Source organism: Streptomyces sp. NPDC053426, assembly GCF_055585405.1.
Window position 1 is genome coordinate 99905 of the sequence record NZ_JBVJKE010000005.1, and the last position, 25589, is coordinate 125493.

Sequence of the window (25589 nt, forward strand, 5' to 3'; positions counted from 1 at the left end):
GGGGCGGAAAACCCGGCCCCCTCACCCCGCCCCGTTGAAATGCTCCCCCACCAACGAGCGCACCACATCGAAATCCCCCGCGATCAACGCGTCCAGCAGCGCCGTGTGCTCATGGGCGTCGGCCACCAGCTCCGCCCGCCCGCGGCCACCGGGAGCACCCCCCACCAGGGGCCACTGCGCACGCCGGTGCAGATCCTCGGCGATACGGACCAACTGCTCGTTGCCCGCGAGCCCGAGCACCGCCCGGTGAAAGGCCCGATCGGCCTCCGCGTACGTGGCCCGGCACCCGGACGACGCCGCCCGCACCGTCCCCTCCGCGAGCGGCCGCAGCTCGGCCCACCGCTCGGCGGACACCGTCCGCGCCAGCCGCATCATCACCGGCACCTCGATCAACGCCCGGATCTCGGCGAGCTCGGCCAGCTCCCGCGCCCCCCGCTCGACGACCCGGAACCCCCGGTTGGGGACGACCTCGACCGCGCCCTCCAGCGTGAGCTGCTGCATCGCCTCCCGCACCGGCGTCGCGGAGACCCCGAACCGCTCCGCCAGCACCGGGGCCGAGTACACCTCACCGGGCCGCAGGTCACCCGTCACCAGCGCGGTGCGCAGGGCGTCCAGGACCTGCCCGCGCACGGAGGACCGCTGGACGGCGGCCCTGGGCCGCGGAAGGGCGGTCTCGCCGTGCGTGTGCTCACCACGCGCGGCACCCCCCTCGGCACCCCCCTCGCCGCAGCCCGGCCGGTCACGCCGGTCGCCCCGGTCGCACTCGGGCTCCGCACCCTGCGCCGCCGGCTGGACGGGAATCCGGAACCGCCCCACGGCGGCCGGCCCGGTCACCGCGTCCTCCGTCACGGCGGACCCCTGCGTGCCCTGCTTCACAAGGTCCTCCTGCGGACGTTTCGGTACTTGAGGTCATTACGGCGGGTTGTCACCTGTCCGTCAAGCACCTTAAGCGCACAGGGGCGCCGGTTCACATCGCGACAATGTTCGGTAAGGTGAGCCTTACCTTTATTGCCCTGCTCCTCGAGACGTGAAGGGGTGGTCCCATGCCCGTGCCCGGTTCGGCCGTCGCGGACGCCTACGCCCGCCTGGCGGAGGTCCTCCCCGCCCTGGCCGTCACCGAACTCGGCACCGGCGAGGCGGCACCCACGGGCGGCGGCTGGGTCGCCGCGTCCGGTCTCGCCGAGGGCGGGTCCGAGCAGGAGCGTTTCCTCGCCTGGGACGACACCCAGGTGCTGCGGGACTACGGGCAGCGGGGCCGCCCGGACGTGATCGCCAGCTTCGGTCTGCACCGCTACGCCTGGCCCGCCTGCCTGCTGATCACCGTGCCGTGGTTCCTGCACCGCCGCGTGCCGTACTACCCCGTGACGCACGTCTCGTTCGACCGTACCGCCGCCGGCCTCGCCATCGGCCGCATGGCCGTACGGCCCGACGGCTTCGCCTGCCTGCCCGGCGACCCCGCCGCCGCGCTGCCCGGCGCCCGCGTGGTGCCCGACGAGGAGGCGCTGCGGGCGGAGGTGCGCGAGGCGGTCGCCCAGCACCTCGAACCCGTGCTGGCCGGTTTCGGCCCCCGGATGCGGCGTCGCGGCCGGGCCCTGTGGGGCATGGCGACCGACGAGATCGTCGAGAGCCTGCGGTACGTCTCCCAGCTGCTCGGCGAGGAGGAGCGGGGACTGCGGGAGCTGGAGCTGCTGCTGCCGGGCGCGACCAAGCCGTACGTCGGCGCGGCGGCCTTCCGCCGGCCGACCGGGCCCGACGGGGAGCCGGCGCCCGTCACCCGGGACCGGGTGAGCTGCTGCATGTTCTACACCCTGCGCCCCGCGGACATCTGCGCCACCTGCCCGCGCACCTGCGCCGCCGGAGGGGCCGGGAAGCGGGCCACCGAGCTGGTCGCGCAGGCGAGTTGACACCGCGCCGGGCACCGGAGCCCCCACCCGGCACGTAAGATCGTCCGGTCGGCGGGTCGCAGAGGTCACAGGGGATTCACAATTCCCTCACCCGCCACGGGAACTATCCGTGGAACCACCCGTACGGGTAGTCTTCACTCGAACTCAACTCCCGCCCTTCGCGCGGCAGTTCGAGCAGAACGCCGCCCTGGGCACCCCCCTCGCACCTCCTTGGCGGCCTCTTGCCCCGAAACCCCCTGAGGGCCAATGGAGTTGGGCCACTATGGCGGGCGTTGCACGCCCTATCCCAATGCAAGGGACCCCTTAGATGAGACTGACCGACATATCGCTGAACTGGCTGCTTCCGGGCGCCGTGCTGCTCCTGGGCATGCTGACGGCGGTGGCGGTGCTGGCGCGCGGGAAGCGCTCCTCGGTCAAGAGCACGAGCGCGGACGACTCGTGGGAGCGCAGTGAGGAACGCCGCAGGCGCAAGGAGGCCCTCTACGGCACCGTCTCCTACGTCCTGCTGTTCTGCTGTGCGGCGGTGGCCGCCGCGCTCTCCTTCCACGGCCTGGTCGGCTTCGGCGAACAGAACCTCGGCCTGTCCGGCGGCTGGCAGTACCTCGTCCCCTTCGGCCTGGACGGCGCGGCGATGTTCTGCTCGGTGCTCGCCGTGCGCGAGGCCAGCCACGGTGACGCGGCCCTCGGCTCGCGGATACTGGTGTGGACGTTCGCCTTCGCCGCGGCCTGGTTCAACTGGGTGCACGCTCCCCGGGGCCTCGGACACGCGGGCGCCCCGCACTTCTTCGCGGGCATGTCCCTGTCCGCGGCGGTCCTGTTCGACCGCGCGCTGAAGCAGACCCGCCGGGCCGCCCTGCGCGAACAGGGCCTGGTGCCGCGCCCGTTGCCGCAGATCCGGATCGTCCGCTGGCTGCGCGCCCCCCGGGAGACGTACGGGGCCTGGTCGCTGATGCTGCTGGAGAACGTGCGCAGCCTCGACGAGGCCGTCGAGGAAGTGCGCGAGGACAAGGCCCGCAAGGAGGCGGCGAAGCAGCGCAGGCGGGACCAGCAGCGTATGGAGCGGGCCCGGCTGAAGGCGATCAGCCGCGGCCACCGCGGTTTCGTGGGCCGGGGCGGCGGACGCGAACTGGAGGCGCCCACGGTGGAGCGCGACTCCGACGTGGTCTCCGCGGAGCCTGCCATACCGGCGCCGGAGGCCCTGCCCGTCCGCGCGCGTCCCTCCCTGCAGCCGGTGCGCACCGGCGCTGACCCGAAGACCGTCGACCTCACCGCCGAGGACGACACCCAGGCCCTGCCGCGCCTGGACTCCCTGGAGCGCAAGCTCAAGGACCTGGAGCAGCAGTTCGGCTGACGCCCCGACGCGGCCTGAAGGGTGCGGACCGCACCCTTCAGGCCGCGTTCGCGTCCGCGTCGAGTTCGAACCAGACGGACTTGCCCACCCGGTGCTTCCTGACGCCCCATCCGTCGGCGAGGGACTCGACCAGCACCAGGCCCCTTCCGTGCGTGCCGTCGTCGACGCTCGGTGCCCGGGGCCGGGGCGCGCGGTCCACGAAGTCCCGTACCTCCACCCGTAATCCACGGGGCCGGACGGTGACCGTGAGGACCGCCTCACAGCCGGTGTGGACGAGCGCGTTGGTGACGAGCTCGCTGGTGAGCAGCTCCGCGACCTCGGAGCGCTCCGGTGTCCCCCAGTGCCTGAGCAGTTCCCGCAGTGCCCTGCGGGACTCGGGCACCGCCCGCAGATCCGCACGCCCCAGTGTGCGCCTCAGCCGATCCGCCGAAGCCTGACTCTTCATGGCCCCCGCCCGCGTGCCGATGTCGATTCCCCCTGTACTCGAACACCTTCACGGGAATCCTTGCCCGGTCAACCACGCGCCAGTCATGCCGGACGGTCACGAACGGTAGTTGGCCGAAGTGCGATGGCCACGCAGATGGACACACGAACGCGCGGGGCCGTCCTCCCGACCCCCGTGGCGAGAGGACGACCCCGGCTTCCCGTGGTGGTCGTGGCGGCCGCGCGGCCTCAGTACAGCTTGTCGACGGCCCTCTTCGTCGTCTTCCTGAACGCGCCCACCGGGGCGTCGTCGAAGTCGCCCAGCTGCCCCCAGCCGACGACGGTCACCGTCTTCCCGTCACGTCCCACGGAGAGCAGGTGGATGTCCGTGGCACCCCAGGAGGTCTCGGTGTGCAGCCCGTGCACCCGCGCGCCCTCCTCGACCGGCAGCGAACCGTAGTACCGGCCCTCGGCCTCGACGTCCGGGTAGGACTGCTCGATCCGGTCGGCGCAGGAACGGATCTCCTTGTTCAGCAGGGCCGCCAGCGCCTTGCCCTTGGCGGCGGAGCCGGTGACGACGGTGGTCTGTACCGCGCCGGTGTCCAGATCGGTGCGGAAGACGCGGTGCCGGTAGTCGTACGCCGGTACGCCCTCGCCGAGACAGTGGGCGAGCTCCACCGGGAAGCCGTCGGTGACCGGGCCCGCGGTCCAGGCGGACGACGGGTGCGGGGGCAGTTCGGAGGCCGCGAGGAACCTGGGCTCCGCGGCGGTCCCCGGCGCGGCGCCGGCCGGCGCGGTGAGTGCCGTACCGGCGGCGAGGGTGGCGACGGTGAGCGCCGCGAGGGTGGTGGCGCGGGTGCGCATGGGCATGGGTGTCCCCCGTGAGGTGTGCGTGCTGGAAGGGCGGAGCGGTACGCCGTGTCGGGCGGTTCGCGGTGCCAAGAGCATCGGCCGCCCCGGGAGGCGGGCGCAAGCGTCGTCGCCGGATCCGCCGGCATGGAACCATCCCAGCCCGTCCGACGTGCAGGTACATGGGGTGCCTGGGATGCCGTCCCGGGGCCCGGTCGGGTCCTGACGAATACGGGGTGACGGTGTCGGCACAGGACGATGTGGCGGAGTTCGCGGCGCTGCTGCGCGAGCTGAAGGAACGCACGGACCGCAGTTACGGCTCGCTCGCCCGCCGGCTGAACATGAACACCTCGACGCTGCACCGCTACTGCGCGGGCGACGCGGTCCCCGTCGACTTCGCGCCGGTGGAGCGGTTCGCCGCCCTGTGCGGCGCGTCGAGGGCGGAGCGCCTGGACCTCCACCACCGCTGGCTCCGCGCGGCGGAGACACGCCGGCACCCACGCGGACCGGGCGCCCCGGCCGCACCGGGGACGCCCCCGGCCCCCGACACCGGTCCGGCTTCCGGCTCCGCCCCGGGCGTCGGCGGCCGGCACACCGTGGCGCGGGGACGGGTGGACGGCGTGACCCCCGACGCCCCGGTCGAGGGACACGGCACCGCCGGGCGGACGGCTGCCGGGGACGCCGCGCCGGACGGCCCTCGGGACAGCCGCCGGACGGCCCACGCCGACGGGCCCGGCGAACGGCCCCCGGGGCACAGGGCCACCGACAGCCCGCGAACGCCTGACGCCCCCGCCCGCGGAACCGGCCCCGAGGCCGCCGACGTGCCGGGCTCCGGACCCGCGACCGAGCACCGGGCGTCCCCCGGACCACGCCTCGGCGGCGAGCCGTCCCCGGGCGACGCGAGCCCACCGACCGCCGGGCCGGGCACCGCACGCGGAACAGCCCTCACCCCCCTGAGCGAGCCGTCCGGGCGACCCGGCGCGGACCGCCGGACGATCACCGGACGGGACACCGTCGGCGGAGTGCAGGACGGCCCGAGCGGGCCCGGCACCGGATCGGCCCCCGTCGACCGGAGCGGGCCGGGCGCCGGCGCGGGTGCCGGGGAGTCCGGGCACGCGAGCGGCCCGGTGGCCGGAAGTGACGTGGTGAGCGGGCCCTCGGCCGGCGAGGCGCGCGTCCGGCGGCCGTGGTACCGGCGGCGCGAGCGGGTCGCCGTCGCGCTGGCCGCCGCCTGTGCGTTGCTGGCCACCGTGGGAAGCCTGTCCGCGCTGCCGGACGACCGGCGGGCGTCCGGCAGCAAGCCCGTCGACGCGCCGCCCGTCACCTCCGCGCCGCGCGGTTCCGCCGAGCCCCCTCGGGGCCGCACCTCATCGCCTTCCCCCTCCGCGTCCCCCTCCTCGTCCCCTTCCGCGACCGCGAGGGGCGGCCCGTCCTCCCCCGAGGCGCGGCGCGCGCCCGGTGCCCCCTCCGCCCCGGCCGGGCCGGACGCCCCCGTCGGGGCCCCGCCCCTCACCTGGTCCGCCGACTCCCACGTCTGGGCGTACGGCTGCGGCCACGACTACGTCGTCGCCGAACCGCCGGAGCGGGTCCCGCCGCCACCGGCCCCGCAGGACGCCGGGACCTGGGCGGCGGCGCAGTCGGCCGTGCACGGGGGCGAGACGCTGGTGGAGCTGTCGGTGCAGGGGACCTCCGACACGGCCGTCGTCCTCACCGCGCTGCGGGTCCGTGTGGCCGGCCGCTCCGATCCCGCGCCGGGGAACGCGTACGCCATGGACCAGGGCTGCGGCGGCGCGCTCACCCCGCGCTCCTTCGACGTGGACCTGGACAAGGACCGGCCCATCGCCCGCGCGGTCGCCGGGAACGACGCCGGTACGCCGATCCCGGCCGTGCGCATGCCCTACCGGGTCTCCGCGACCGACCCGGAGGTGCTGCGGGTCACCGCCCGCACCACGGACTGCGACTGCCGCTGGTACCTGGAGCTGGACTGGTCCTCGCAGGGCCGCACCGGCACGGTCCGCGTCGACGACCACGGCCGCCCGTTCCGCACCAGCGGCATCGGGGGCCTGCCCCGCTACGAGTACGACACCTCGGCACGCGGCTGGAAGCCCCGCCCCCAGTGAACCCCCTTACGGGCGCGGCACGTTGCGCAGGTTGGAGCGGGCCATCTGCACCATCCGGCCGACCCCTCCGTCCAGCACGATCTTGGAGGCGGACAGGGCGAAACCGGTCACCATCTCCTTGCTGATCCTCGGCGGGATGGACAGCGCGTTGGGGTCGGTGACGATGTCGACGAGGGCCGGGCCCTTGTGCTTGAACGCGGACTTCAGCGCCCCGGCGAGCTCCTTCGGCTTCTCCACCCGCACCCCGTGGGCGCCGCACGCGCGGGCGACGGCGGCGAAGTCGGGGTTCTTCATGGCGGTGCCGTGCGAGGGCAGTCCGGCGACCAGCATCTCCAACTCGACCATGCTCAGCGAGGAGTTGTTGAACAGCACCACCTTCACCGGCAGGTCGTACTGCACCAGGGTGAGGAAGTCCCCCATCAGCATGGTGAATCCGCCGTCGCCGGACATCGACACGACCTGCCGGCCCCGGTCGGTGAACTGCGCCCCGATCGCCATCGGCAGCGCGTTCGCCATCGAGCCGTGGGAGAAGGAACCGATCACCCTGCGGCGGCCGTTGGGCGAGAGGTAGCGGGCCGCCCAGACGTTGCACATGCCGGTGTCGACGGTGAACACGGCGTCGTCGTCGGCCATCTCGTCCAGTACGGACGCCACGTACTCGGGGTGGATCGGCACGTGCTTGTCCACCTTCCGCGTGTACGCCTTCACCACCCCCTCCAGCGCGTCCGCGTGCTTCTTGAGCATCCGGTCGAGGAACTTCCGGTCGTCCTTGGCGCGGACCCGCGGCGTCAGACACCGCAGCGTCTCCTTCACGTCGCCCCACACCGCGAGGTCCAGTTTCGAGCGCCGGCCGAGGATCTCGGGCCGCACGTCGACCTGGACGATCCTCACGTCGTCGGGCAGGAAGGCGTTGTACGGGAAGTCGGTGCCGAGCAGGATCAGCAGGTCGCACTCGTGGGTGGCCTCGTAGGCGGCGCCGTAGCCGAGCAGTCCGCTCATGCCGACGTCGTACGGGTTGTCGTACTGGATCCACTCCTTGCCGCGCAGGGCGTGCCCGACCGGGGACTTGATCTTGCCCGCGAACTCCATGACCTCGGCGTGCGCGCCCTTGGTGCCGGCGCCGCAGAACAGGGTGACCTTCCCGGCCTCGTCGATCATGTCGACGAGGCGGTCGATCTCTGCGTCGCCGGGGCGGACCGTGGGCCGGGAGGTGACCAGGGCGGTCTCGGCGGGCTTCTCGGGGGCGGCGTGGTCGGCGATGTCGCCCGGGAGGGTGACGACGCTGACGCCGGAGCGGCCGACGGCGTGCTGGATGGCGGTCTGCAGCAGCCGGGGCATCTGCTGCGGGCTGGAGATCATCTCGCTGTAGTGGCTGCACTCGCGGAAGAGCTGGTCGGGGTGGGTCTCCTGGAAGTAGCCGAGGCCGATCTCGCCGGACGGGATGTGGGAGGCGAGGGCGAGGACCGGGGCCATGGAACGGTGGGCGTCGTAGAGGCCGTTGATGAGGTGGAGGTTGCCGGGCCCGCAGGAGCCGGCGCAGGCGGCCAGTCTGCCGGTGATCTGGGCCTCGGCGCCGGCGGCGAAGGCGGCGGTCTCCTCGTGCCGTACGTGGATCCAGTCGATGGCGGAGTTGCGGCGCACGGCGTCGACGACGGGGTTGAGGCTGTCGCCGACGACGCCGTAGAGGCGTTTGACCCCCGCGCGGGTGAGGATGTCGACGAACTGTTCCGCGACGTTCTGTTTGGCCATGGATTCCGTCTGCCCCTCGGGGGTCGAAGATGCCTGACGGGTTCCATGAATTCACACCGGGCGCGCTCACGCCTCCCAAACGGCGACGGCCGTACGATCGTCCGCGTACCCCTTGACCCGTACCTGGGTGTCGGCGAGGAACGCGGCGAGGCCGGGCGGTCCGGGGCGGGACCACCGGTCGGCGAGGTGGGCGCGGAGTTCCCGCTCGCCGCGCAGGGGGTCGGCGAGGCCGGTGCCGCACATCAGCAGGGTGTCACCCGGGCGGGCTATGGAGGTGCGGAAGCGGAAGGGTTCGCGGGGTGGCCCGGGGTCGGGCTCGTACGGGCTCGGGGGTGTGGGGATGCCCAGGTCCATGGTGAGGCGGTCGCCGTCGGGGGTCTCGGCGGGCGGCGAGCCGAAACCGACCACGGGTTCGCCCTTGGCCTCGGTGGTCTCGGGTTCGATGTCCTGCCAGGCGCCGTCCCGCAGCCGGAACAGTCCGCCGGGGCCGACGCCGAAGAAGACCCGGGTGCGGCACTCGGGGTCGGCGGGCAGGAGGAGGCAGCGCAGGGTGGCCGCGTAGGCGTCGGGTTCGAGGCCCTGCTCGGCCGCGGCGGCGCGGAGCCTGCCGAGGCTGCGGTCGGTGAGGCGGTGCAGGCCGGACTTGAGGTCGCCGCGCCGGGCGGCCCTGATGTCGTCGACGAGGCGGGCGTGGCTGCGGCCCACCGCCTCGCCGATCCACCGGCAGGCCTCGGCGGCGGCCCGGTGGGCGCCGGGCGCGCTCCGGGCGCCGGTCGCCAGCGCCACGAGGACGAGGGCCCGCTCCCCCGTGCCGAACCGGGCGGTCAGCAGCGCGTCGCGGCGGGGTTCGCCCCGGTAGCGCGCGGAGTCCCCGCGCACGGAGGCGGCGCGCAGGGTGCAGGCCCCGTAGCGGGCCCCGTCCAGCACGGTGTCCGGGACCAGGCCGTCCAGTTCGTCGGGGTCGGCCGGCGGGAGGGCGGTGGGCTCGGGGTCGTAGGTGGGCGGCCGGGATCCCACGTGGGCGCGGGACGGGAGCGGGTCCGGGAGTGGTTCGAGGCGGGAGGGGCGGGGGGCGGAGCCGTCCGCGGGCTCCGGGGCCGGTGGGGCCGTGGGGGGCGGCGGGGGCGCGGTGGCGGGGGTCCAGGGGCCGTAGGCCGTGCCGGAGGTGGGGGAGGCCGGGGGCGGCGACGGGTGCGGCTCGGGCGGAGGGAAGGTCACCGGGCCCGCGGACGCGGCGGACGGGGGTTCCCAGGGGGCGCGGGGCGGGGCGCCGGCGGGCCGCGGCGGGAAGCCCGCCGGCGCGTCGGGGGCCGGGCGGGGGTCCGGGACCGTCGGCGTGGAACGTAAGCCGTCCGGGTCGGGGCTGTCCGCCGGGGCGGGACCGGACGCCGGAGCAGAGCCGCCCGCCGGAGCAGAACCACCCGCGTTCAGCGGACCGGACGCCGAGACGGGACCGCCCACCGGAGCAGAACCACCCGCCGGAACAGGACCGCCCGCCGGAGCGGGACCGTCCGCGTTCAGCGTGCCGGACGCCGAGGCGAAGCGGTCGTCCAGGGAATCGGGCGCCGGTGCGGGGCCCGTGTCGTCGGTGACGTCGTCGTACAGCTGCCCCCACCAGTCGTCCTCCGGACCGGTGGGCCTTCCCCCCTGCTGGCTCATGTCACCGATTGTCCACCGCGCGGGCCGGATGGAAACGGGGCATCCGGAAAATCCCCCGTCCCGCGCCACACCCGGGACGGCTGTGCGACAGGGGCGCCGCGGCCCGTTTCCGTCCTGCGCCGCTCCCCGGACTCCCGCACCCTGGAAGGATGGGAGCGTGGGACCTCCTGCTCGCCGGACTGGTGCTCCTGCTCGGACTGTGCGGAGTGCTGCTGCCAGGGGTGCCCGGGTCGTGGCTGGTGTGGGCCGGGGTCCTGTGGTGGGCGCTGAAGGACCCGCGGCCCGTCGCGTGGTGGGTGTGCGTGGGGGCGACCGTCGTGCTGCTCCTGTCCCAGGTGGTGCGCTGGACGCTGCCGCCGCGCCGGCTGCGGGCGGGCGGCGACGACGGCCGGATGCTGGCGTACGCGGGCTGCGGCTCGTTCCTGGGTTTCGTGCTGCTGCCCGTGATCGGCGCGGTTCCGGGTTTCCTCGCCGGGATCTACGTCTTCGAGCGGCTGCGCCTCGGCCGCCACGGTGAGGCGGTCGCGGCGCTGCGCACGGCGCTGCGCTCGGGCGGGTGGAGCGTGCTGACGGAGCTGTTCACCTGCCAGTTGATCACGGCGGCGTGGCTGGGCGCGGTGTTCTGGGGCTGAGCCCCCGCCCCCTCGGCTCACGGCAGCGGCACGCCCTCGTGGGTGAGCAGCCGCACCTTGCGCTCCAGCCCGCCGGCGTATCCGGTCAGCGAGCCGTCGGCGCCGATCACCCGGTGGCAGGGGCGGACGATGAGCAGCGGGTTCGCGCCGATCGCGCCGCCGACGGCCCGTACGGCGGCCCTCGGCGCGCCGATCCGGGCCGCGATCTCGCCGTAGGAGACCGTCTTCCCGTAGGGGACGTCGTCGAGCGCGGCCCACACCTTCTCCCGGAACGGCGTGCCGGTGGCGCTCATGGCCAGCCGGAACTCCTTGAGGTCGCCGGCGAAGTACGCGGTGAGCTGCCGCTCGGCCTCGCGGAACGGTCCGGGGTCCCGCCGCCAGTCGTCCGCCGGCGTGCGCCCGCCCTTCTGTCCGGGCACGGACAGCGAGGTCAGCTCGCCGGTCGGGGCGGCGGTGAGCAGCAGCGGTCCGACGGGGCTGTCCACACGCGTCCAGTACGTGGTCGTGGTCGTGGTCGTCATGGTTACTCCAACTCCCCTGCGGCGCGCAGGTGGTTCAGTGCGTACGAGCGCCAGGGGCGCCAGCTTTCGGGAAGGCCGGGTCCGGGCGGGGCCACGTCCGGGTCGCCGAGCGCGCGGGTGCGGATCTCGGCGATCGTACGGGCGTCGAGGCCGGGGACGGCGGCCAGGGCGACCTCGGCTTCGTCCCGGTCCGCGCCGGGTCCGAGGCGTACGGTGCCGTCGGCGAGGGCGACGGTGAGCGCGCCCAGGGTGCCGTCGGGTTCGGCCCCGGCGAGGACGGCGGCTTCGGGGAACAGGTGGGTGAGGGTGCCGCAGGGGGCGTCGAGCCGCTTGCCGTACCGCCGGACCAGCTCCGCGGCCTCGTCGCGGCCCACCAGCGCCCGTACCGCCAGTTCGTCCGGGTCGGCGGCCCCCGGTGAGCGCAGTCCGGGCCGGGCGGCGACCAGCGGGGCGAGCCGGGCGTCGGCGCCGAGCCGTTCGTCGACGGCGTACGGGTCGGCGTCCAGGTCGAACAGCCGTCGCAGGCGTTGTACGGCGGTGGTCAGATCGCGGGGGTCGGTGAGGTGGACGCGGGCGTCGAGCCAGCCGCCGGGGTGGGCGCCGGGACCGGTGTGCGGGCGTTCGTCGACTGCGGCGATGCCGGTGCCGTAGGGCAGGCGGAGCGTCCGCCGGTAGGTGCGGGTGCCCGGGGTGCCGCTCACGTCCTCGACGCCGGGGACGGCCTCGCGTTCCAGCAGGTCGAAGACGGGTTCCGCCCGGTAGGGGCCGCGGTGGGCGAGCCGCAGGGGGATTCCGGCGGACGGGGTGGCGGTGCGCGCCCGGCCCCGGTGGGGCGCGGAGGCGCGCAGTTCGCTGGGGGTGGTGGCGTACACGGCCCGTACGGTGTCGTTGAACTGCCGCACGCTGGCGAATCCGGAGGCGAAGGCGATCTCGGTGACCGGCAGCCCGGTGGTCTGCAGGAGGACGCGCGCGGCGTGCGCCCGCTGGGCGCGGGCGAGCGCGACGGGTCCGGCGCCGAGCTCGCCGGTGAGCTGGCGCTGCACCTGGCGGGCGCTGTAGCCGAGCCGTGCGGCGAGTCCGGCGACGCCCTCGCGGTCGACGACGCCGTCGGCGATCATCCGCATGGCCCGGCCGACGACGTCGGCCCGTACGTTCCACTCGGCGGAGCCGGGCACGGCGTCCGGGCGGCAGCGCCGGCAGGCGCGGAACCCGGAGCCCTGCGCGGCGGCGGCGGTCGCGAAGAACCGCACGTTGTGCCGCTTCGGGGTGACGGCGGGGCAGCTGGGCCGGCAGTAGATGCCGGTCGTCTCCACGGCGAAGAAGAACGCCCCGTCGAACCGGGCGTCCCGGCTGCGCACCGCCTCGTACCTGCTGTCCTCGTCCTTCATACCGTCCAGTCTCCGCCGGCCGGGGAGTCCCGGCTGGCGGAAATCGGACATGGAGGTGTCGCTACCGCAGGCGGCCCCGCTTGGCCTCCATCGCCGCCTTGCCGATGGCGCCCTTGCGCTTCCAGTCCTTGCGGATCTCCGCGCGGAGCCTGGCGTCGGTCTTGGCGACGATGTACTGGTTCTCCCGGAGCAGCTTGCGGTAGCTCTCCAGGCGGCGCTGCGGCAGGTCACCGGTCTCGATGGCGTCGAGGACGGCGCAGCCGGGTTCGCTCTCGTGGGCGCAGTCCTGGAACCGGCAGCGCTCGGCGAGCTCCTCGATCTCGGCGAACACCTGGCCGACGCCGGCTCCGGCGTCCCACAGGCCGACGCCCCGCAGTCCCGGTGTGTCGATGAGGACTCCCCCGCCGGGCAGCGCCAGCAGGTTGCGGGTGGTCGTGGTGTGGCGGCCCTTGCCGTCGACGTCCCGGATGGCCTGGACGTCCATCACGTCCTCGCCGAGGAGCGCGTTGGCCAGGGTGGACTTGCCGGCGCCGGACTGCCCGAGCAGCACCGACGTACCGCCGGCGACGATCGCGGTGAGGACGTCGAGCCCGTCACCGTCCCTGGCGCTGACGGTGAACACCGGCACGCCCGGTGCGCTGGTCTCCACGTCCTGGACGAGGTGCCCCCGGGTCACCGCGTCCGGCACCAGGTCGGCCTTGGTGAGGACGACCACCGGCTGCGCCCCGGACTCCCAGGCGAGCGCGAGGAAGCGTTCGATCCGGGCCAGGTCGAGTTCGGCGGCGAGGGAGACGGCGACGACGGCGTGGTCGACGTTGGCGGCGAGGATCTGCCCCTCGGACCGCTTGGAGGAGGTGGAGCGCACGAAGGCGGTACGGCGCGGCAGGTACGCGCGTACGTAGCGGGGGTTCCCGCCGGGTTCGACGGCGACCCAGTCGCCCGTGCAGACGACCCGCAGCGGGTCGTGCGGGGTGACGAAGGCGGTGTCGGCGCGCAGGGTGCCGCCGGCGGTGACGACGTCGCACTGGCCGCGGTCGACCCGGATCACACGGCCGGGCAGCAGCCCTTCCGCGTCGTAGGGGGCGAACTCGTCCGCCCAGGCGTCGTCCCAGCCGAGGGGAGCGAGAGGATGCGAGGAAGCAGTCGGAGAAGAGGAGAGGTTCAAGGGAAACCCTTCGAAGGGCGGCCCCGGCACCGCGCGTCACAGGCGCGGCAGAAGAGGAGGTATCAGCCGAGGGCCACGGAGGTGGGATGAACGATCGTCCGGATGCGGGCAGCACCCCTCACAGAGACAGTCATCGGTCACACCTCCTGTTTCTCGCTCGGCTCGGACGCGGCGGCCGACGTGGCCGCCGCACGACCTCCCGGTCATCATAGAAGCGGCACGGAGACGGGCACCACCGGTTTTTCACGACGAGCACCCGGGGCCCGCGGCGGCGTGCCCCCTCTCGGCGCCTTTACCATGACACCCGCCCCACAGGCGCCCCTTTCCGAAGAACCGCACGGGATCCCCCGACTCCTGTGCAGATCCCACGAGTTGGGTACACAATGCAAGACAGACGGCATCTCGGCCGAAAATGAACGGTGATGCGAAGGGCCCTTCCATGACGTCAAGCGCTGCGCGCACGGGGCCGGTTCCGCGGCCCGCCGAACCGCACTGGCCGACTGCCAGTCTGCTGGGCACCCTGTCGGCGAGGACACGGGACCAGCTGATCCACCTCGGACGGCCGGTCCGCTTCGAGGGAGGCGAACGCCTTCTGCGCGAGGGCGACCACGGCTCGCACGTCTTCCTCCTGCTGGGTGGCTGGTTCAAGGTGCTGGCCACTACGGAGGACGGCCGGGAAGCGCTCCTGGCGGTCCGGTCCGGCGGCGACATAGTCGGCGAGCTGGCCTGCTTCGACGGTCAGCCACGGGTGGCCACGGTCGTGGCGGCCGGAGCCGGCTTGGCGAAGAGGATCACACGTCAGGACTTCCTCGCGGCCCTCGCCCGGTACGAGGACGCCGCGCAGGCGGTGATGGGCGTGGTGGCGGGCAAGCTGCGCTGGGCGACCCGGCGAAGACAGGACTTCGGAGGTTCGGCGGTGAGCACCCGGGTCGCGCGGGTGCTCACCGAGCTGGCCAGGGTGTACGGCAGCCCGCGCGAGGCCGGTATCTCGATCGGGGTCTCCCTGAGCCAGCCCGAACTGGCGGCACTGGTCGGAGCCTCCGAGCCGAGCGTCCACAGAGTGCTGCGTTCGCTCCGCCAGGACCGGGTGATCGAGACCGGGTACCGCCGCATCCTGGTCCGGGACGTCCCCGAACTCAGCCGGATCGCCGGTGCGCACGGGGACGGCCCGCCTCTCATGGCGTCACCCCGGCCAGCACCAGCCACCCCGCCGCTGCCAGGACCATCGCGGCGACCCAGCTGACGGCGCGGGCCGTGTAGCGGTTCTTCAGGGAGGCGATGCGAGCGATGGCAGCCGCCGTCGCCCATGCCTGGGCCGCCAACTGGTCGCCGGGCGCCCCGGAGTGCTGGGCGGCGTTCAGCGAGAAACGGTTCGGCGTCGTGTGTCTCCCCGTCCGCGGGCGGATCACCTGGACCAGCAGATAGCCGGACACGGTGAAGCTCAGCAGGTAGGCGAAGGCGGCGAGCCAGAACAAGACGGCCACCGGAGCCGCGCCGGACGCCGGGACGCCAGCCGACCCGACCTGGGTCGCGACGACGGCCGCGAGACCGACGTGCACGGTGACCATCGTCCCGGCCTTGGCGTCGGCCTGCTGCGTGACTTGTTGGAACGAAGCCATCGCGGCGACAGCGGCCGCCAACTCCTCCGTGGTCGGTAGGTGCTCGGTCATCTCTCAGTGCCCGCCGTGGTCGAAGTGGCCGAAGTGGCCGAGGTCGTCGGCATGGTCCGCGTGGTCGATGTGCGGGCCGGGATCCTGGTGGTGCGGATCAGGGTGGTACGAGCCGGGGACATGCGGGTCGCAATGAAAGGGATCCGGGTGGTACGGATCCGGGTGGTACGGATCCGGGTGGTACGGATCGATGGAGGAGTACGAACCGGGATCATGCACGTCGGAGAGGTCCGCCCCCTGGTGAAACGCGCCGTCGTGGGACGCGCCGTGGTGGGACGCGCCGGCGTGGGCAACGTCGTCGTGAAACGCGCCGGCGTGGGACGCGTCCGGGTGGTGGGCATCGGTGCCGTGCGGGGTCTGGGCCGGGGCATCCGGATGACCGGTGCCGTGTGCGTCCCCCCTCGCCCCGCCCGGCCCGTCGAAGTCCCCGTCCGGGTGGCCCGCCGACCCCGGTACCGCCCATTCCCGCAGGACCTGGCTGTGCGCGACCACGGTGGCGGCGAGGTGGGCGGCGCCCAGCGCGGGGACGACGTACTCCCGCAGTGCCGCGCGCCCCGGTGAGTGCCCCCAGATCACCGGTTCCGGGCTCGGGTCCCTGGCCGGCGCCGACCTCGGTGCGTACAGCCAGGCGCCGACCGCGAACGCCTTCTTCTCGATGATCACCTCGCTGCGTCGGAAGTCCGGGGCGGGCAGCCCCCGGGACTGCCGCAGGATCACGTCCCGGTGGAGTTCGTCGGGCAGGGCGAGGGCCAGGTCACTGTGCTCGTTGCGCTCCAGCGTCCCGCGCAGCTCCTCGGAGTCCACCAGCCGGCTGACCAGCACCACGCAGTCGCCCAGGTAGCCACTCTCGCCCCGGGAGACGGAGCCTTGCGCGAGTGCGGCCCGCATCCTCATCCTGCCGAACGCCCCGGGTGTCCGGTTCGCCTCGTACAACCCGTCCCGGAGACCAAGGATCAGCTCAGGAACGGCCCGCACCACGTCGGTGCGGGCCGGGAAGACCAGCAGCCGGCCGTCACCCTGCAGTTGCTGCTGCGTGCGGACCCGCAGAATGCGTGCGCGGCGCATCGCGTGCTCGACAACGAGACGGAGCCTCACCTGGGCGTCGGCCTGCCCGCTGTAGGTGTGGCGGCTGTACTGGCGCAGGTCCACGGCCATGCACAGGCGCCCGCGGTAACGGGCCATCAGAGCAGCGCCAGTTCGTCGGTGAGGTCGCCGAGATCGTCACCGACCCGACGAAGCAGCGCGTCCAGTTCCCGCAGTGCGGCGCGGCGTTCCGCGACGGCCGCCTCGCCCTGTCCGCAGATCTCCCGGGCCGACTCGACACTGCGGGTCAGCTCCCGCATGCGGGCGGACATTCCTTCGGTGATCTCCCGGGCGATGGGGTCCATGGTCGTGGTGGCGAAGGCCTCGGCCGCTTCACGGGCCTGCTGGGGGGCGGCCAGCCGCATCTGGGTGGACATCTCCCGGCCCACCGCCTCGCGCATTCTGCTCTCCAGGCGGCCTCCGGCCTGCTTGCTCTTGATGACCGCGTGCACGACCATGCTGCCGACCAGGGTGGGGAGCCCGAACGGGGTGAACATCCAGGCCACGAGGATGGCCATGGTGACCGGAAGGGTGCGCAGCGCCTCCTTGGCTCCGAAGCGGGCCCCGACCAGGCCGCCGGCCACACCGCCGAGGATCAGTCCGGCCGCACCCGAGATGAACCTGGTGAGCGCCTGCTCCTCCTGGCGTTCCCCGGCTCGGCCCGCGTCCTCCACGCCGGTGAGGCTGATCCGGAACTCGTCCAGACGGGCCTCGAAGGAGGTGAGCTGGGCGTTCATCCGCTCGGCGAGCTTCTCCATGTCCTGGACGATCACCGGTTCGAGTGAGTTGCTCACCCAGGCAGCCACCTTTGTTTCGAGGGCCCTGGCCGTGCCGGCTGCGATCTCCTGGGTGACCTGTTCGGCCTGCTCCATCACTTTCAGCGGGTTCATGCCGATCTTGGCCGTCAGGGGCACCTCGGCCGCGAGCGTCGGGGCCTCGTCCGCCACGGACGCGAGGTAGCCGCCGAGCAGCGTTTCCACGCGGTCCTGGAGCATCCGGGTCTGGTTGCAGATGTCCAGGGAGATCTGCCGGGCCTGTACCTCGAGGTCGCGCAGTGGCTGCTGCGCCGCTTCCCAGTCCCGTTCCAGGTCGGAGGACTTCGCGTCGAGCAGGGCGAGCTCGTGGGGGATGTTGCGGTCGAGCTCACGTGCGAGGCCGCGCAGGGCACGCGCCGGGGCCAGCAGCTTCACCTTGTGCCGCTCTTTCACCAGATAGCGCTCCAGGGAGCGCTCGAGGCCGGCCACGCCCGATTCCTCGTACGCCGCTGTGTCGTGGGCGATCCGGGCGAGCAGTGCGGCCTTGGCGTCCACGAAGTGGAAGCGGCCTTCGTCCCGGTCCTCGCCGCGCAGTTGGTGGATGCGCTGCTGCGCGCCGGCCGCCACATCGGCCCGCTCGGTGTCGTCGATGGCGTCGAAGTAGGTGAAGACGAAGAACGGGTCGTGGGCGTCCAGGTAGGAGGTGAGGAACTGGGACTCGCTGATGCTCATGGGAGCGATCGCATGCTGCAGGAAGACGACCGCGTCCGCCTTGGCCAGGTGGTTGAGGGTGATCTCGTCGCGGTGGGCGTGCTCGTTGAGTCCGGGTGAGTCGATCAGTACGACGTTGCGGCGGCACAGTTCCAGCGGCCAGAGGACCTCGGCCTTGACGAAGGGGCTGCGCCGGTCGCGTTCCTTGCCGTTGACGGTGATGAGGGCGGTGAGCTCCCCGGGCTGCACCCTCTCGGGCTCCGTGACGTCCTCCCGCCACAGCAGGGCGGCCGGAGGGTCGCCGAACTTGACCTCGGTGATGACGGCGGTGGCCGGGGTGGCTTTGACAGGCAGCACCTTGGCACCCAGCAGGGCGTTGACGAAGGTGGACTTGCCGCGGTTGAAGTCACCGACCACCATGACGTGGAAGGCGTCGGTGTCCATACGCCCGAGCAGGTCGGTCACAACGCTCTGCGCCCCGGTGTCGCCGATGCGTTCGGCGATCCGCCCGAGTTCCCTGCAGATCTCCATCAGGCGCAGGCGCTGGGCGCCCGCGGTGTCGTAACCTGCCGCTTCCGTGGTGGTCATGGTCGTCACTCTTTCCTTCAGTCCTGGAGTGCGGTGCGGATGCGTACGGCCAGGGCGGACGCGTCGCGGGCCAGGCCCGGCCAGTCGGTGCCGGGGGCGGCCGGGGCGGCGAGCGCGGCCCGCCGGGCGTCGTGCCACACCTCGCGGGACCGGTGCAGCCGGTCGAACACATCGGCGTAGATGCCCGTCAGCAGGTCGAGGGCCTGCCGCAGGAAGGCCGTGGTGCCCTCGTCGACCACACGGACGAGGACGGCGTCGACCTCGCTGCGCTGGCGTTCGGTCGCGGACCGGATCGCGCCCTCGGCCAGCAGGCCGCCGATGAGGCTGAACCCCGCTCCGTAGATCATCGGCACCGGCACCGCGCGGGCCAGGGCGATGAAGTAGCCGACGATGGCACCGCCCTGGGCGCCGAGCCGGGTCGCCAGCCGTGTTCTGGTCAGGTCGGAGATCTCCCCGGTGAGCTGCGGTTCCACGGTGGGTCCGCGCCAGACGGGGCCGCGGCTCGGGGCGGGGGCGGGGACGGTGCCGGGCAACCGCCGGGCGACCTCGGCGTCCAGCCAGTCGGTGTCGGCGGCCAGACCGGGCAGGACGGTGCGTTCGCACCGCTGGGCGAGCAGCGCCAGTTCGTGCCTCAGCCGGAACGGCAGGTCGCGTTCCCACCAGCCTCCCGGGTCCGGGGAGCGTTCCAGTTCCCAGCGCAGCCGTTCGATGAGACCGTCGCGCTCTTTGTGGATCTGCTGTCGGAGGCGAGCAGTGAGCGTCAGCTGGCGTTCGGTGAGGTCGATGTGCAGTTGTTTCCACTGCTGTTCCTCCTTCTCCAGTAGTGCGTCGGCCCGGGCGGCCTGCTCGTCGGCCTCGGTGTCGGAGAGCCCTTCGGCCGCGAGGGCGGCGGCGGCGATCCCGGTCATGGCCTCGCAGTGGTCGGCGACCTGGGCGGCGATGCGCCGGTCGCGCCACAGCGCGCGTCCGCTGCTCCCGGCGAAGTCCTCGACCAGGGCACGCAGGGCCGTCAGCTCCGGCTCCCCGGCGCCCGGTTCCGGAGCCCGCAGCAGGGGGAGGTCGCCGGGCAGCTCCGTCAGGCGCTCGCGGAGGTGCCGCATGGTCTCCTCGCGGCCCTCCTCCTCGACCAGGTCCAGCATGGTCACCACCACGGCGACGAAGGGGACGTGGCGGCAGAGCACTTCCTCCTGAAGAAGCCGGATCTCGGTGCTGCTCAGAGGGGAGACGGCCGAGACGACGAACAGCACGGCGTCGCCGGCGGCGGAGGCGGCGCGTACCTGCTCGAACTGTTCCCCACCCCCGGAGTTGACGCCCGGCAGGTCCACGAGTTCGGCGCCCAGTTCCCGCAGCCAGGCATCGGCCACGGAGGCGACCACTGCGGGCTCCTGCGGCACCGGCCCGGAGGAGGAACCTCCTGCACCGGGTCCCGGAGCGGTCGGAGGACCGATGAGTCCGCCCCACGGATCGTCGGCGTCGAGAGGGCGCATCTCGTGGTGTCCGTCCGGCCACGTGAGCCGCAGCGAATCTGCCTGGGCCCCTCGGACCGTCACCGGCACGCGGGTGACCGGACGCGGTCCCGTCGGCAGGAGTTCCCGGCCGATCAGCCGGTTGATCAGAGTGGATTTCCCCCGGTTGAACTCGCCCACCACCGCGATCCGGAAGGCCGGCCTGCCTCGTTCGGCGGCCAGTGCCTCCAAGGCCACGGTGATGCGGTCCAGGCCGTGGGCGCCGGACAGCCCGCGGGCCTCCCGCAACCAGCCGGGTGCGGCGGCGCCGACATCGGCGATGTGGTGGGTGGTGACGGACGGCTGGGTACCGGCGGGCGGGTAACCGTTGTCCACAGGTCACATCTCCTCGGAATCGGGGGCGGTCCCGTCGCCACGCAGCGCGGCGACGTCTTCGCGACGGCGCCTGGCGGCGGCCGCGGCCTGCTCCATGGTGGCGATTCCGGCAGCCAGTTCGGCACGCTGCCGGGTGTGCGCGGCCGTGAGCCGGACGATCTCCGCACCCCACTGGCCGTCGTACCGCTCGCGGAGTTCGGCGGTGCTCTCCATGACGCCCACGCGGACGCGCAGCAGGGACTCGCCGACGAGGGCGTCGATCTCCTCGTACGCGGCGGAGACGATCGGCTGGATCCGCTCCAGGAAACGCGTACGAGCCGCCTCGTGACTCCCCTTGCCGATGAGCGCGCCCAGCGCGCCCCCGATGAAGGTGCCGATGCCCGGGGCGATCAGACTGCCGGCGACGGCTCCGGCCATCGCCCCGCCTCCGGTGCGGAGCTTGCCGCCGGCGGTCAGCCGGGTGCCGATCTCGGTCAGCCGCCGGTCGACACCGGAGAGGTCGGGGGCGGGCAGGCCACGGACCCCGACCTGGGGCGCCGCCGGTGCGGTCCAGGACTCGCCGGCCAGTCCCGCCAGTGCGCTGTACTCCGCGGTGAAGTCCTTCGCCAGTTTCCGGGCCTCGGATTTCAGCAGCTCACCGGCCTGGTCCACTGCGGCGTGCACGGTCCGTTCGACATCGGCCCGCAGGTGGAGACGGACGATGCGCGAGACCTTCTCGGTGGCCTTGGCGATGTCGCCGATCCCTTCCCCCGCCACGGCCGCGGCGATGGCCGCGTCCAGTTCCGTCCGGGAGCCGGCCGGTACACCCGCCGCCGCGGCCCGGCCGAGCTGTCGCTCCACCCCGTCCAGGACGCGTTGCGACCATGCGCCCAGGAAGGCCGGGAAGTCGGGCAGGGACAGGGCGGCCAGCCCCTGCTCCGTGCGCAGGAGCGCGGAGCGCTGGGACTCGGTGGCCTCCTCCACGGCGAGGAGCAGCTCCGCGAGCAGCGCGAGCACCGTGGCCGTCATGGCGGACTGCCGTCTCGCAGCGGCCAGTTCCGCGATCCGCGCTTCGACGGCGAGGAATCGCGGCAGGTGCGCGTCCGGGCCGGAGCCACGGGGAGGGGGCGCGGACGGTCCCGTACCGGTCGCGTCCGGTACGGCGGTCAGCTCTTTCAATGCTCGGGCCGGGGCGCAGGGCAGGAGCACCGGGTCCGCGATCCCCAGGTCCCTCAGCCGGGTCTCGACCGTCTCGACGACCTCGGAGCGCTCGTCGTCGTCGAGCAGGTCCATTTTGGTGAGGACGAAAGCGCACCGGTCGTGGTGGTCGTGCAGCGGCCCGTCGAGGAACTCCACCAGGGTCATCGACATGGCGGAGACGGCCGGCACCACGACCAGCGCGAGGTCCGCCTGCCGCACCGCCGCCTCGGCCAGTTGCCGATGCCCCGGGTCGGTCACGCTGAACCCCGGGGTGTCGAGGACCACCGTGCCGCCACCCAGCAGGGGAACGGGTGACAGCACCTCGAGCTCCGCCACCTCCGTGGCCAGGTCAGTGGTCAGTACGCGTTCCAGGGCGATCTCCAGATCGCCCGGCCGTGCGGTGTGCAGCCGTCCCGTCCACTGCGAGAACTCCCTGGACGGCCATGCCCGTACGGTGTCGTCGGTGGTGCGGACCACCATGCCCTGGGCGCCGTCCCGGTACCTCAGCACGGTCGTGGTGTGCGTGGTCACCCGGGCCGAGGAGGGCAGGAGCCGGCGTCGCAGCAGGGTGTTGAGCAGGGTGCTCTTGCCGCTGGAGGCCTCACCGAAGACCGCGACCCGCAGTTCCGGGTCGGCCGCTCGCGCGTCGACCGCCTGAAGCCGGGAGCGCAGCGCGTCCAGGCGTTCGGGTGGCAGACGGAGACGGTCGAGCAGGTCGTGAATCCATCGCAGATGCCCGGACACCGCCGAGTCCCGCGCTTCCCCCGGGCCGTTCACCACCTGCTGTTCTGTCACGCCGCCAGCGTAGGAAGAACAGTCGGGTCAACTTCTCATCAGATGATGGAATCTGCCCGAATGCGTCCAGCGGTTCCGGCTCGCCCCCGAGGCGGGTCGGCGTGGGTCATTTGCCTGCGCAGGGAAGGCCGTTGAGAGTGATGTCGGTGGGCTGGGAGTTCGTTCCGCTCCAGGACGCGAGGAAGCCGAAGGCGAGTTTCCCGCCGGCGGCGACCGACTTGTTGTAGTCGGCGGCGGTGGCGGTGACCCGGGAGCCGTCCTGGTCGAGCGAGGCGTCCCACATCTGGGTGATCCGCTGGCCGTCGGGGAAGGCGAAGCCGACGTGCCAGGAGTCGAGGGGGTCGCGTGTGGTGACGGTGACGGTGGCCTGGAAGCCGTCGGGCCACTGGTTGACCAGGTCGTAGTCGGCGTGGCAGGCGGCCGGTTCGCCGTCGGCGGTGGCGGAGGAGGTGCCCTGTGGTCCGGGGTCGGGGTTCTCCCGGTCCGGGGTGCGCTCGGGGGTGTGCCCGGCGGACGGCTTCGCGGACGCGGACGCGGACGCGGACGGGGTGTCCTGGGAGGCCGTGGGGGCGGCGGGCAGGGAGGGGCCGGGGTCGGCCACGGGCTGCCGGTCGGCGTCGGGGCGTTCGGCGCTCTCGTCGGCCGTGTCGCCGAACGGCATCAGGGTGACCGCGAGCGCGAGGAGGGAGACCAGGAGGGCGGCGACCAGCAGGGCGTGCCGGGCGACGCGCGTCCCGGCCGTGCCGTCCGCCGGGTCGCCGCCGTCCGGGTCGGGCCGGTCCGGGCGTCCGGCCCCGAGCCGTACCTCGGCGGCGCGGCGGCGGCGTTCCAGATAGGCGAGGCCGCCCCAGCCGATCACCCCGCCGGCCAGCGCGCCGGGCAGTCCCCCGCCGTGCAGCCGCAGACAGGCGGCGGCCTCGGCGCACGGCACGCAGGTGGCGAGGTGGCGGGAGAGGTCGTCGGGGGTGTCCGCGGCGGGTGAGCGGGTGACGGCGTCGAGGAGCCGGGCGTAGCTGCGGCACTCGGCGTCCAGGGGCGAGTCGAGGTGGTTGCGGTGGCAGCGGTCCCGGAACAGGCGGCCGACCTGGGCGAGTTCACCGGCGGCGGTGGCGGGGTCGAGGCCGAGCCGGCGGGCCACCAGGGGCAGCGGCAGGGCCTCCGCCTCGGCCAGCCAGAGCAGTTCGGCGTCGGCCGGCTGCAGATCGCGCAGTCCGCGCAGGGCGACCGGGCGTTCCAGTGGCGGGCCGGTGTAGCGGGCGGCCTGGTCGGAGTGGAGCCACAGCCGCAGGTCGGGGTCGAGCTTGTGGCCCTGTCCCGCGTCCTCCCAGGCGGCGGCCGTAGCGCGGACCGCCGTCAGCAGCACGGGTATCCGGGGCAGCCGGGCGGAGCGGCGGCCGTAGCCCCGGACGGTGCCCGACTCGGCCTCGCGCAGCTCCCGTATGCCCTGTTCGAAGGCCTCGCGGGCCAGTTCCGCCGCGGCGGCGGACCCGGCGGTGCACAGGTCGGCGTAGGAGAGCGCCGCGTCCCAGCACTCGGAGAACAGCGCCGCCTCGGTGGCGTCCTGGGGGCTCGGCAGGTCGGGCATGGGACTCCCGCATCACGAACGAGGTCAACTCGCCATAGGAGTGGTGGAGTTGGGGAAACCTCGCGGCAGTGGCCGAGCTTTTCACGTTCCCGCCACAACTGACAAGCGCTTCCCTCACTTTGAGTGGCGGCGTGGCCACCCCTCGCAGGGACCATACGCACGGAAGGCCGGAACGTCTCGGTTCCGGCCTTCCTGGTTTCTCCGCGAGGGCCCTGCGTCCCCGGTGTCTCAGACCGTCCCGGCGGACTCCTGTGCCGGGAGGCTGTCCATGAAGGAGCTGACGGAGAACACCGCGTTGCCGGGTCCGGGCGGGCCGTAGCCGGGGGGAGAGGAGAGGCCGAAGTCCTCCATGGTCTGCCGGTAGGCCTGGAGCAGCCGGATGTGGTACTCCAGCGGGGCGCCCTGCGGGTTGGCCTTGCCGAGCGGGGTGGTCGGCTCCGGGCACCAGGTGGTGAACCGGGGCGTGATGCCGTGCGACATGAAGAAGCGCAGGCCCTCGGTGGTGGAGTCGATGGCCTCGTCGACCGTCTTGAAGCCGAAGGGCTCGGCCATCTCCACGCCGGCCACGAAGTTGGGGATGACGTTGCGCGCGCCGAAGATCTCCGCGGAGTCGAGGATGCGCCGGTGCCACTCGTCGCGGCCGACGTAGCGCTCCTTGCCGGGGCAGTACATCTTGAACAGGTACTCGTCCCACACCTCGTAGTTGGGGTGGTAGATCTGCACGCCGTAGTCCTTGAAGCGCTGCACGTCGTCCTTGGGCAGCGCCTGGGCGACGACCTTGCCGATCCAGCGGCCGGGGAAGCGCTCCTCGATGGCCTTGGCGTAGTGGCCGTAGAAGTCGGCCTCGTCGCGGCCGGAGACGGTCCTGGTGATGGCGCCGCCGGTGAGGGTGTAGGCGGTGGACGCCTTCGCGGTGTCGTACCGGTCGATGATCTCCAGGGCCTCCAGGACCTCCTCGACGTCCTTCACGCCGGTGTAGGGCCGCCCGGCCGCCTTGTGCTGGCGCCAGTTGTGGTTGATGTCGCAGTACTGGCACTCCTCCTTGGCGCCGAAGTACTGGCAGACCCGGAAGACGGTCAGGTAGATCAGGTAGCCCCACTGGATGGTGGGCGCCACCTCCATGACCGACTTCCCGTTGGAGAGGGTGTGCCGGTAGTACTCGGGCATGGGCGGCACGCCGACGTCCGAGATCCGCCTGCCGTCGAGGTAGAGGCCGAGCACGCCGTGCTCGTCGGCGGCGACGCGGTAGGGGGAGGCCGGGTTCACCCGCACCGACACGACCGTGCGGCGCAGGTCGTACGGGCCGCCGGTGAGGATGATCTCCTCCGGTGGGCGGCGCAGCGCGGCCTCGCCCAGCTCGGGCAGGGTGCCGTGGTCGAAGGAGAAGATGAAGTACGACTTCGGCTTGACCTCGCCGCCCTCGTTGTCGCTGAGCGCGGACGGGTCGAAGGCCACACCGCCGCGCAGCAGGTCCTCCTTGAAGACGGCTTCGCGCGGCACGTGCGGGAACCGCTCCATCAGATCCTCGACCAGCGCGGTACGGCTGCCCATCCCGTTGTTCTCCTCCCGGTGCGGACGTACGACTCCTCACGGTATGCCCCCGCTCGGACGTCCGGGGTGC

At 73.1% G+C, this 25589-nt stretch carries 20 protein-coding genes; 5 read left to right on the forward strand and 15 right to left on the reverse strand.

All coding sequences use genetic code 11. The annotated features are described in order from the left end of the window. Positions 1 to 21: 21 nt before the first annotated feature. Positions 22 to 876, reverse strand: coding sequence for a GntR family transcriptional regulator (locus tag ACZ62B_RS12260; RefSeq protein WP_469690120.1), 855 nt, complete (start codon positions 874 to 876; stop codon positions 22 to 24). 167 nt (positions 877 to 1043) lie between these two features. Here ACZ62B_RS12260 and ACZ62B_RS12265 point away from each other — a divergent pair, with 167 nt between their 5' ends. Then, positions 1044 to 1904, forward strand: a complete 861-nt coding sequence (locus ACZ62B_RS12265) for a (2Fe-2S)-binding protein (protein WP_344556327.1) — start codon at positions 1044 to 1046, stop codon at positions 1902 to 1904. Positions 1905 to 2211: 307 nt separating this feature from the next. Further along, on the forward strand, positions 2212 to 3255 hold the full coding sequence (locus ACZ62B_RS12270; RefSeq protein WP_344556329.1) for a DUF2637 domain-containing protein: 1044 nt from the start codon (positions 2212 to 2214) through the stop codon (positions 3253 to 3255). Between the two features lie 37 nt (positions 3256 to 3292). On the opposite strand, the gene ACZ62B_RS12275 is transcribed toward ACZ62B_RS12270, so the two are convergent. Together ACZ62B_RS12275 and ACZ62B_RS12280 are read right to left on the reverse strand one after the other, a co-directional pair. Continuing rightward, positions 3293 to 3700, reverse strand: coding sequence for an ATP-binding protein (locus ACZ62B_RS12275; protein ID WP_344556331.1), 408 nt, complete (start codon positions 3698 to 3700; stop codon positions 3293 to 3295). Between the two features lie 227 nt (positions 3701 to 3927). Continuing rightward, complete coding sequence (locus ACZ62B_RS12280) at positions 3928 to 4548, reverse strand: hypothetical protein (RefSeq protein WP_468879022.1); 621 nt, start codon at positions 4546 to 4548, stop codon at positions 3928 to 3930. Between the two features lie 221 nt (positions 4549 to 4769). Here ACZ62B_RS12280 and ACZ62B_RS12285 point away from each other — a divergent pair, with 221 nt between their 5' ends. Continuing rightward, a complete protein-coding gene (locus tag ACZ62B_RS12285) occupies positions 4770 to 6647 on the forward strand; it encodes a helix-turn-helix domain-containing protein (RefSeq protein ID WP_469690125.1) in 1878 nt (625 codons plus the stop codon). Between the two features lie 6 nt (positions 6648 to 6653). Here the strand turns inward: ACZ62B_RS12285 and ACZ62B_RS12290 are convergent, their stop codons facing one another. Both ACZ62B_RS12290 and ACZ62B_RS12295 read right to left on the reverse strand, forming a co-directional pair. After that, on the reverse strand, positions 6654 to 8396 hold the full coding sequence (locus tag ACZ62B_RS12290) for a pyruvate dehydrogenase (RefSeq protein ID WP_469690127.1): 1743 nt from the start codon (positions 8394 to 8396) through the stop codon (positions 6654 to 6656). A gap of 66 nt (positions 8397 to 8462) precedes the next feature. Beyond that, a complete protein-coding gene (locus ACZ62B_RS12295; protein WP_469690129.1) occupies positions 8463 to 10055 on the reverse strand; it encodes a protein phosphatase 2C domain-containing protein in 1593 nt (530 codons plus the stop codon). Positions 10056 to 10204: 149 nt separating this feature from the next. Between ACZ62B_RS12295 and ACZ62B_RS12300 the strand changes: the two genes are divergently transcribed. Continuing rightward, positions 10205 to 10687, forward strand: coding sequence for a DUF456 domain-containing protein (locus ACZ62B_RS12300; protein WP_344556341.1), 483 nt, complete (start codon positions 10205 to 10207; stop codon positions 10685 to 10687). A gap of 17 nt (positions 10688 to 10704) precedes the next feature. Here the strand turns inward: ACZ62B_RS12300 and ACZ62B_RS12305 are convergent, their stop codons facing one another. The 3 genes from ACZ62B_RS12305 to rsgA form a co-directional block, all read right to left on the reverse strand. After that, positions 10705 to 11208, reverse strand: coding sequence for a methylated-DNA--[protein]-cysteine S-methyltransferase (locus ACZ62B_RS12305; protein WP_344556343.1), 504 nt, complete (start codon positions 11206 to 11208; stop codon positions 10705 to 10707). 2 nt (positions 11209 to 11210) lie between these two features. Beyond that, positions 11211 to 12596 (reverse strand): DNA-3-methyladenine glycosylase 2 family protein, encoded by a 1386-nt coding sequence (locus ACZ62B_RS12310; protein WP_469690134.1) that lies wholly within the window; start codon positions 12594 to 12596, stop codon positions 11211 to 11213. Positions 12597 to 12657: 61 nt separating this feature from the next. Next, positions 12658 to 13761 carry a ribosome small subunit-dependent GTPase A gene (gene rsgA, locus ACZ62B_RS12315; protein WP_469690137.1) on the reverse strand — a complete coding sequence of 368 codons (1104 nt, stop codon included), beginning with the start codon at positions 13759 to 13761 and terminating at the stop codon, positions 12658 to 12660. A gap of 439 nt (positions 13762 to 14200) precedes the next feature. Between rsgA and ACZ62B_RS12320 the strand changes: the two genes are divergently transcribed. Further along, complete coding sequence (locus ACZ62B_RS12320; RefSeq protein ID WP_468879043.1) at positions 14201 to 15004, forward strand: Crp/Fnr family transcriptional regulator; 804 nt, start codon at positions 14201 to 14203, stop codon at positions 15002 to 15004. Here the strand turns inward: ACZ62B_RS12320 and ACZ62B_RS12325 are convergent. The 7 genes from ACZ62B_RS12325 to ACZ62B_RS12355 form a co-directional block, all read right to left on the reverse strand. Continuing rightward, positions 14937 to 15431, reverse strand: coding sequence for a Pycsar system effector family protein (locus tag ACZ62B_RS12325; protein ID WP_468879046.1), 495 nt, complete (start codon positions 15429 to 15431; stop codon positions 14937 to 14939). The genes ACZ62B_RS12320 and ACZ62B_RS12325 overlap by 68 nt on opposite strands. Before the next feature lie 3 nt (positions 15432 to 15434). Then, positions 15435 to 16613 carry a nucleotidyl cyclase domain-containing protein gene (locus ACZ62B_RS12330; RefSeq protein ID WP_469690140.1) on the reverse strand — a complete coding sequence of 393 codons (1179 nt, stop codon included), beginning with the start codon at positions 16611 to 16613 and terminating at the stop codon, positions 15435 to 15437. After that, a complete protein-coding gene (locus tag ACZ62B_RS12335) occupies positions 16613 to 18568 on the reverse strand; it encodes a dynamin family protein (protein WP_468879051.1) in 1956 nt (651 codons plus the stop codon). Before ACZ62B_RS12335 ends, ACZ62B_RS12330 begins: the two co-directional genes overlap by 1 nt. A 17-nt stretch (positions 18569 to 18585) precedes the next feature. Beyond that, positions 18586 to 20409: a dynamin family protein gene (locus ACZ62B_RS12340; RefSeq protein ID WP_468879054.1), complete on the reverse strand. Its 1824-nt coding sequence runs from the start codon at positions 20407 to 20409 to the stop codon at positions 18586 to 18588. Positions 20410 to 20412: 3 nt separating this feature from the next. Further along, on the reverse strand, positions 20413 to 22383 hold the full coding sequence (locus ACZ62B_RS12345) for a dynamin family protein (protein ID WP_468879057.1): 1971 nt from the start codon (positions 22381 to 22383) through the stop codon (positions 20413 to 20415). Positions 22384 to 22489: 106 nt separating this feature from the next. Beyond that, positions 22490 to 23968: a cellulose binding domain-containing protein gene (locus ACZ62B_RS12350; RefSeq protein ID WP_468879060.1), complete on the reverse strand. Its 1479-nt coding sequence runs from the start codon at positions 23966 to 23968 to the stop codon at positions 22490 to 22492. A 228-nt stretch (positions 23969 to 24196) separates the two neighbouring features. Then, positions 24197 to 25519: a radical SAM protein gene (locus ACZ62B_RS12355; RefSeq protein WP_344556349.1), complete on the reverse strand. Its 1323-nt coding sequence runs from the start codon at positions 25517 to 25519 to the stop codon at positions 24197 to 24199. Positions 25520 to 25589 lie beyond the last annotated feature (70 nt).

Excerpts from the sequence above, each read along its gene's own strand:
- ACZ62B_RS12265 (WP_344556327.1), top strand. The coding sequence starts at position 1,044 with ATGCCCGTGCCCGGTTCGGCCGTCGCGGACGCCTACGCCCGCCTGGCG.
- ACZ62B_RS12270 (WP_344556329.1), top strand. The coding sequence starts at position 2,212 with ATGAGACTGACCGACATATCGCTGAACTGGCTGCTTCCGGGCGCCGTG.
- ACZ62B_RS12275 (WP_344556331.1), bottom strand. The coding sequence starts at position 3,700 with ATGAAGAGTCAGGCTTCGGCGGATCGGCTGAGGCGCACACTGGGGCGT.
- ACZ62B_RS12280 (WP_468879022.1), bottom strand. The coding sequence starts at position 4,548 with ATGCCCATGCGCACCCGCGCCACCACCCTCGCGGCGCTCACCGTCGCC.
- ACZ62B_RS12290 (WP_469690127.1), bottom strand. The coding sequence starts at position 8,396 with ATGGCCAAACAGAACGTCGCGGAACAGTTCGTCGACATCCTCACCCGC.
- ACZ62B_RS12295 (WP_469690129.1), bottom strand. The coding sequence starts at position 10,055 with ATGAGCCAGCAGGGGGGAAGGCCCACCGGTCCGGAGGACGACTGGTGG.
- ACZ62B_RS12300 (WP_344556341.1), top strand. The coding sequence starts at position 10,205 with ATGGGAGCGTGGGACCTCCTGCTCGCCGGACTGGTGCTCCTGCTCGGA.
- ACZ62B_RS12305 (WP_344556343.1), bottom strand. The coding sequence starts at position 11,208 with ATGACGACCACGACCACGACCACGTACTGGACGCGTGTGGACAGCCCC.
- ACZ62B_RS12310 (WP_469690134.1), bottom strand. The coding sequence starts at position 12,596 with ATGAAGGACGAGGACAGCAGGTACGAGGCGGTGCGCAGCCGGGACGCC.
- ACZ62B_RS12320 (WP_468879043.1), top strand. The coding sequence starts at position 14,201 with ATGACGTCAAGCGCTGCGCGCACGGGGCCGGTTCCGCGGCCCGCCGAA.
- ACZ62B_RS12325 (WP_468879046.1), bottom strand. The coding sequence starts at position 15,431 with ATGACCGAGCACCTACCGACCACGGAGGAGTTGGCGGCCGCTGTCGCC.
- ACZ62B_RS12330 (WP_469690140.1), bottom strand. The coding sequence starts at position 16,613 with ATGGCCCGTTACCGCGGGCGCCTGTGCATGGCCGTGGACCTGCGCCAG.
- ACZ62B_RS12335 (WP_468879051.1), bottom strand. The coding sequence starts at position 18,568 with ATGACCACCACGGAAGCGGCAGGTTACGACACCGCGGGCGCCCAGCGC.
- ACZ62B_RS12350 (WP_468879060.1), bottom strand. The coding sequence starts at position 23,968 with ATGCCCGACCTGCCGAGCCCCCAGGACGCCACCGAGGCGGCGCTGTTC.
- ACZ62B_RS12355 (WP_344556349.1), bottom strand. The coding sequence starts at position 25,519 with ATGGGCAGCCGTACCGCGCTGGTCGAGGATCTGATGGAGCGGTTCCCG.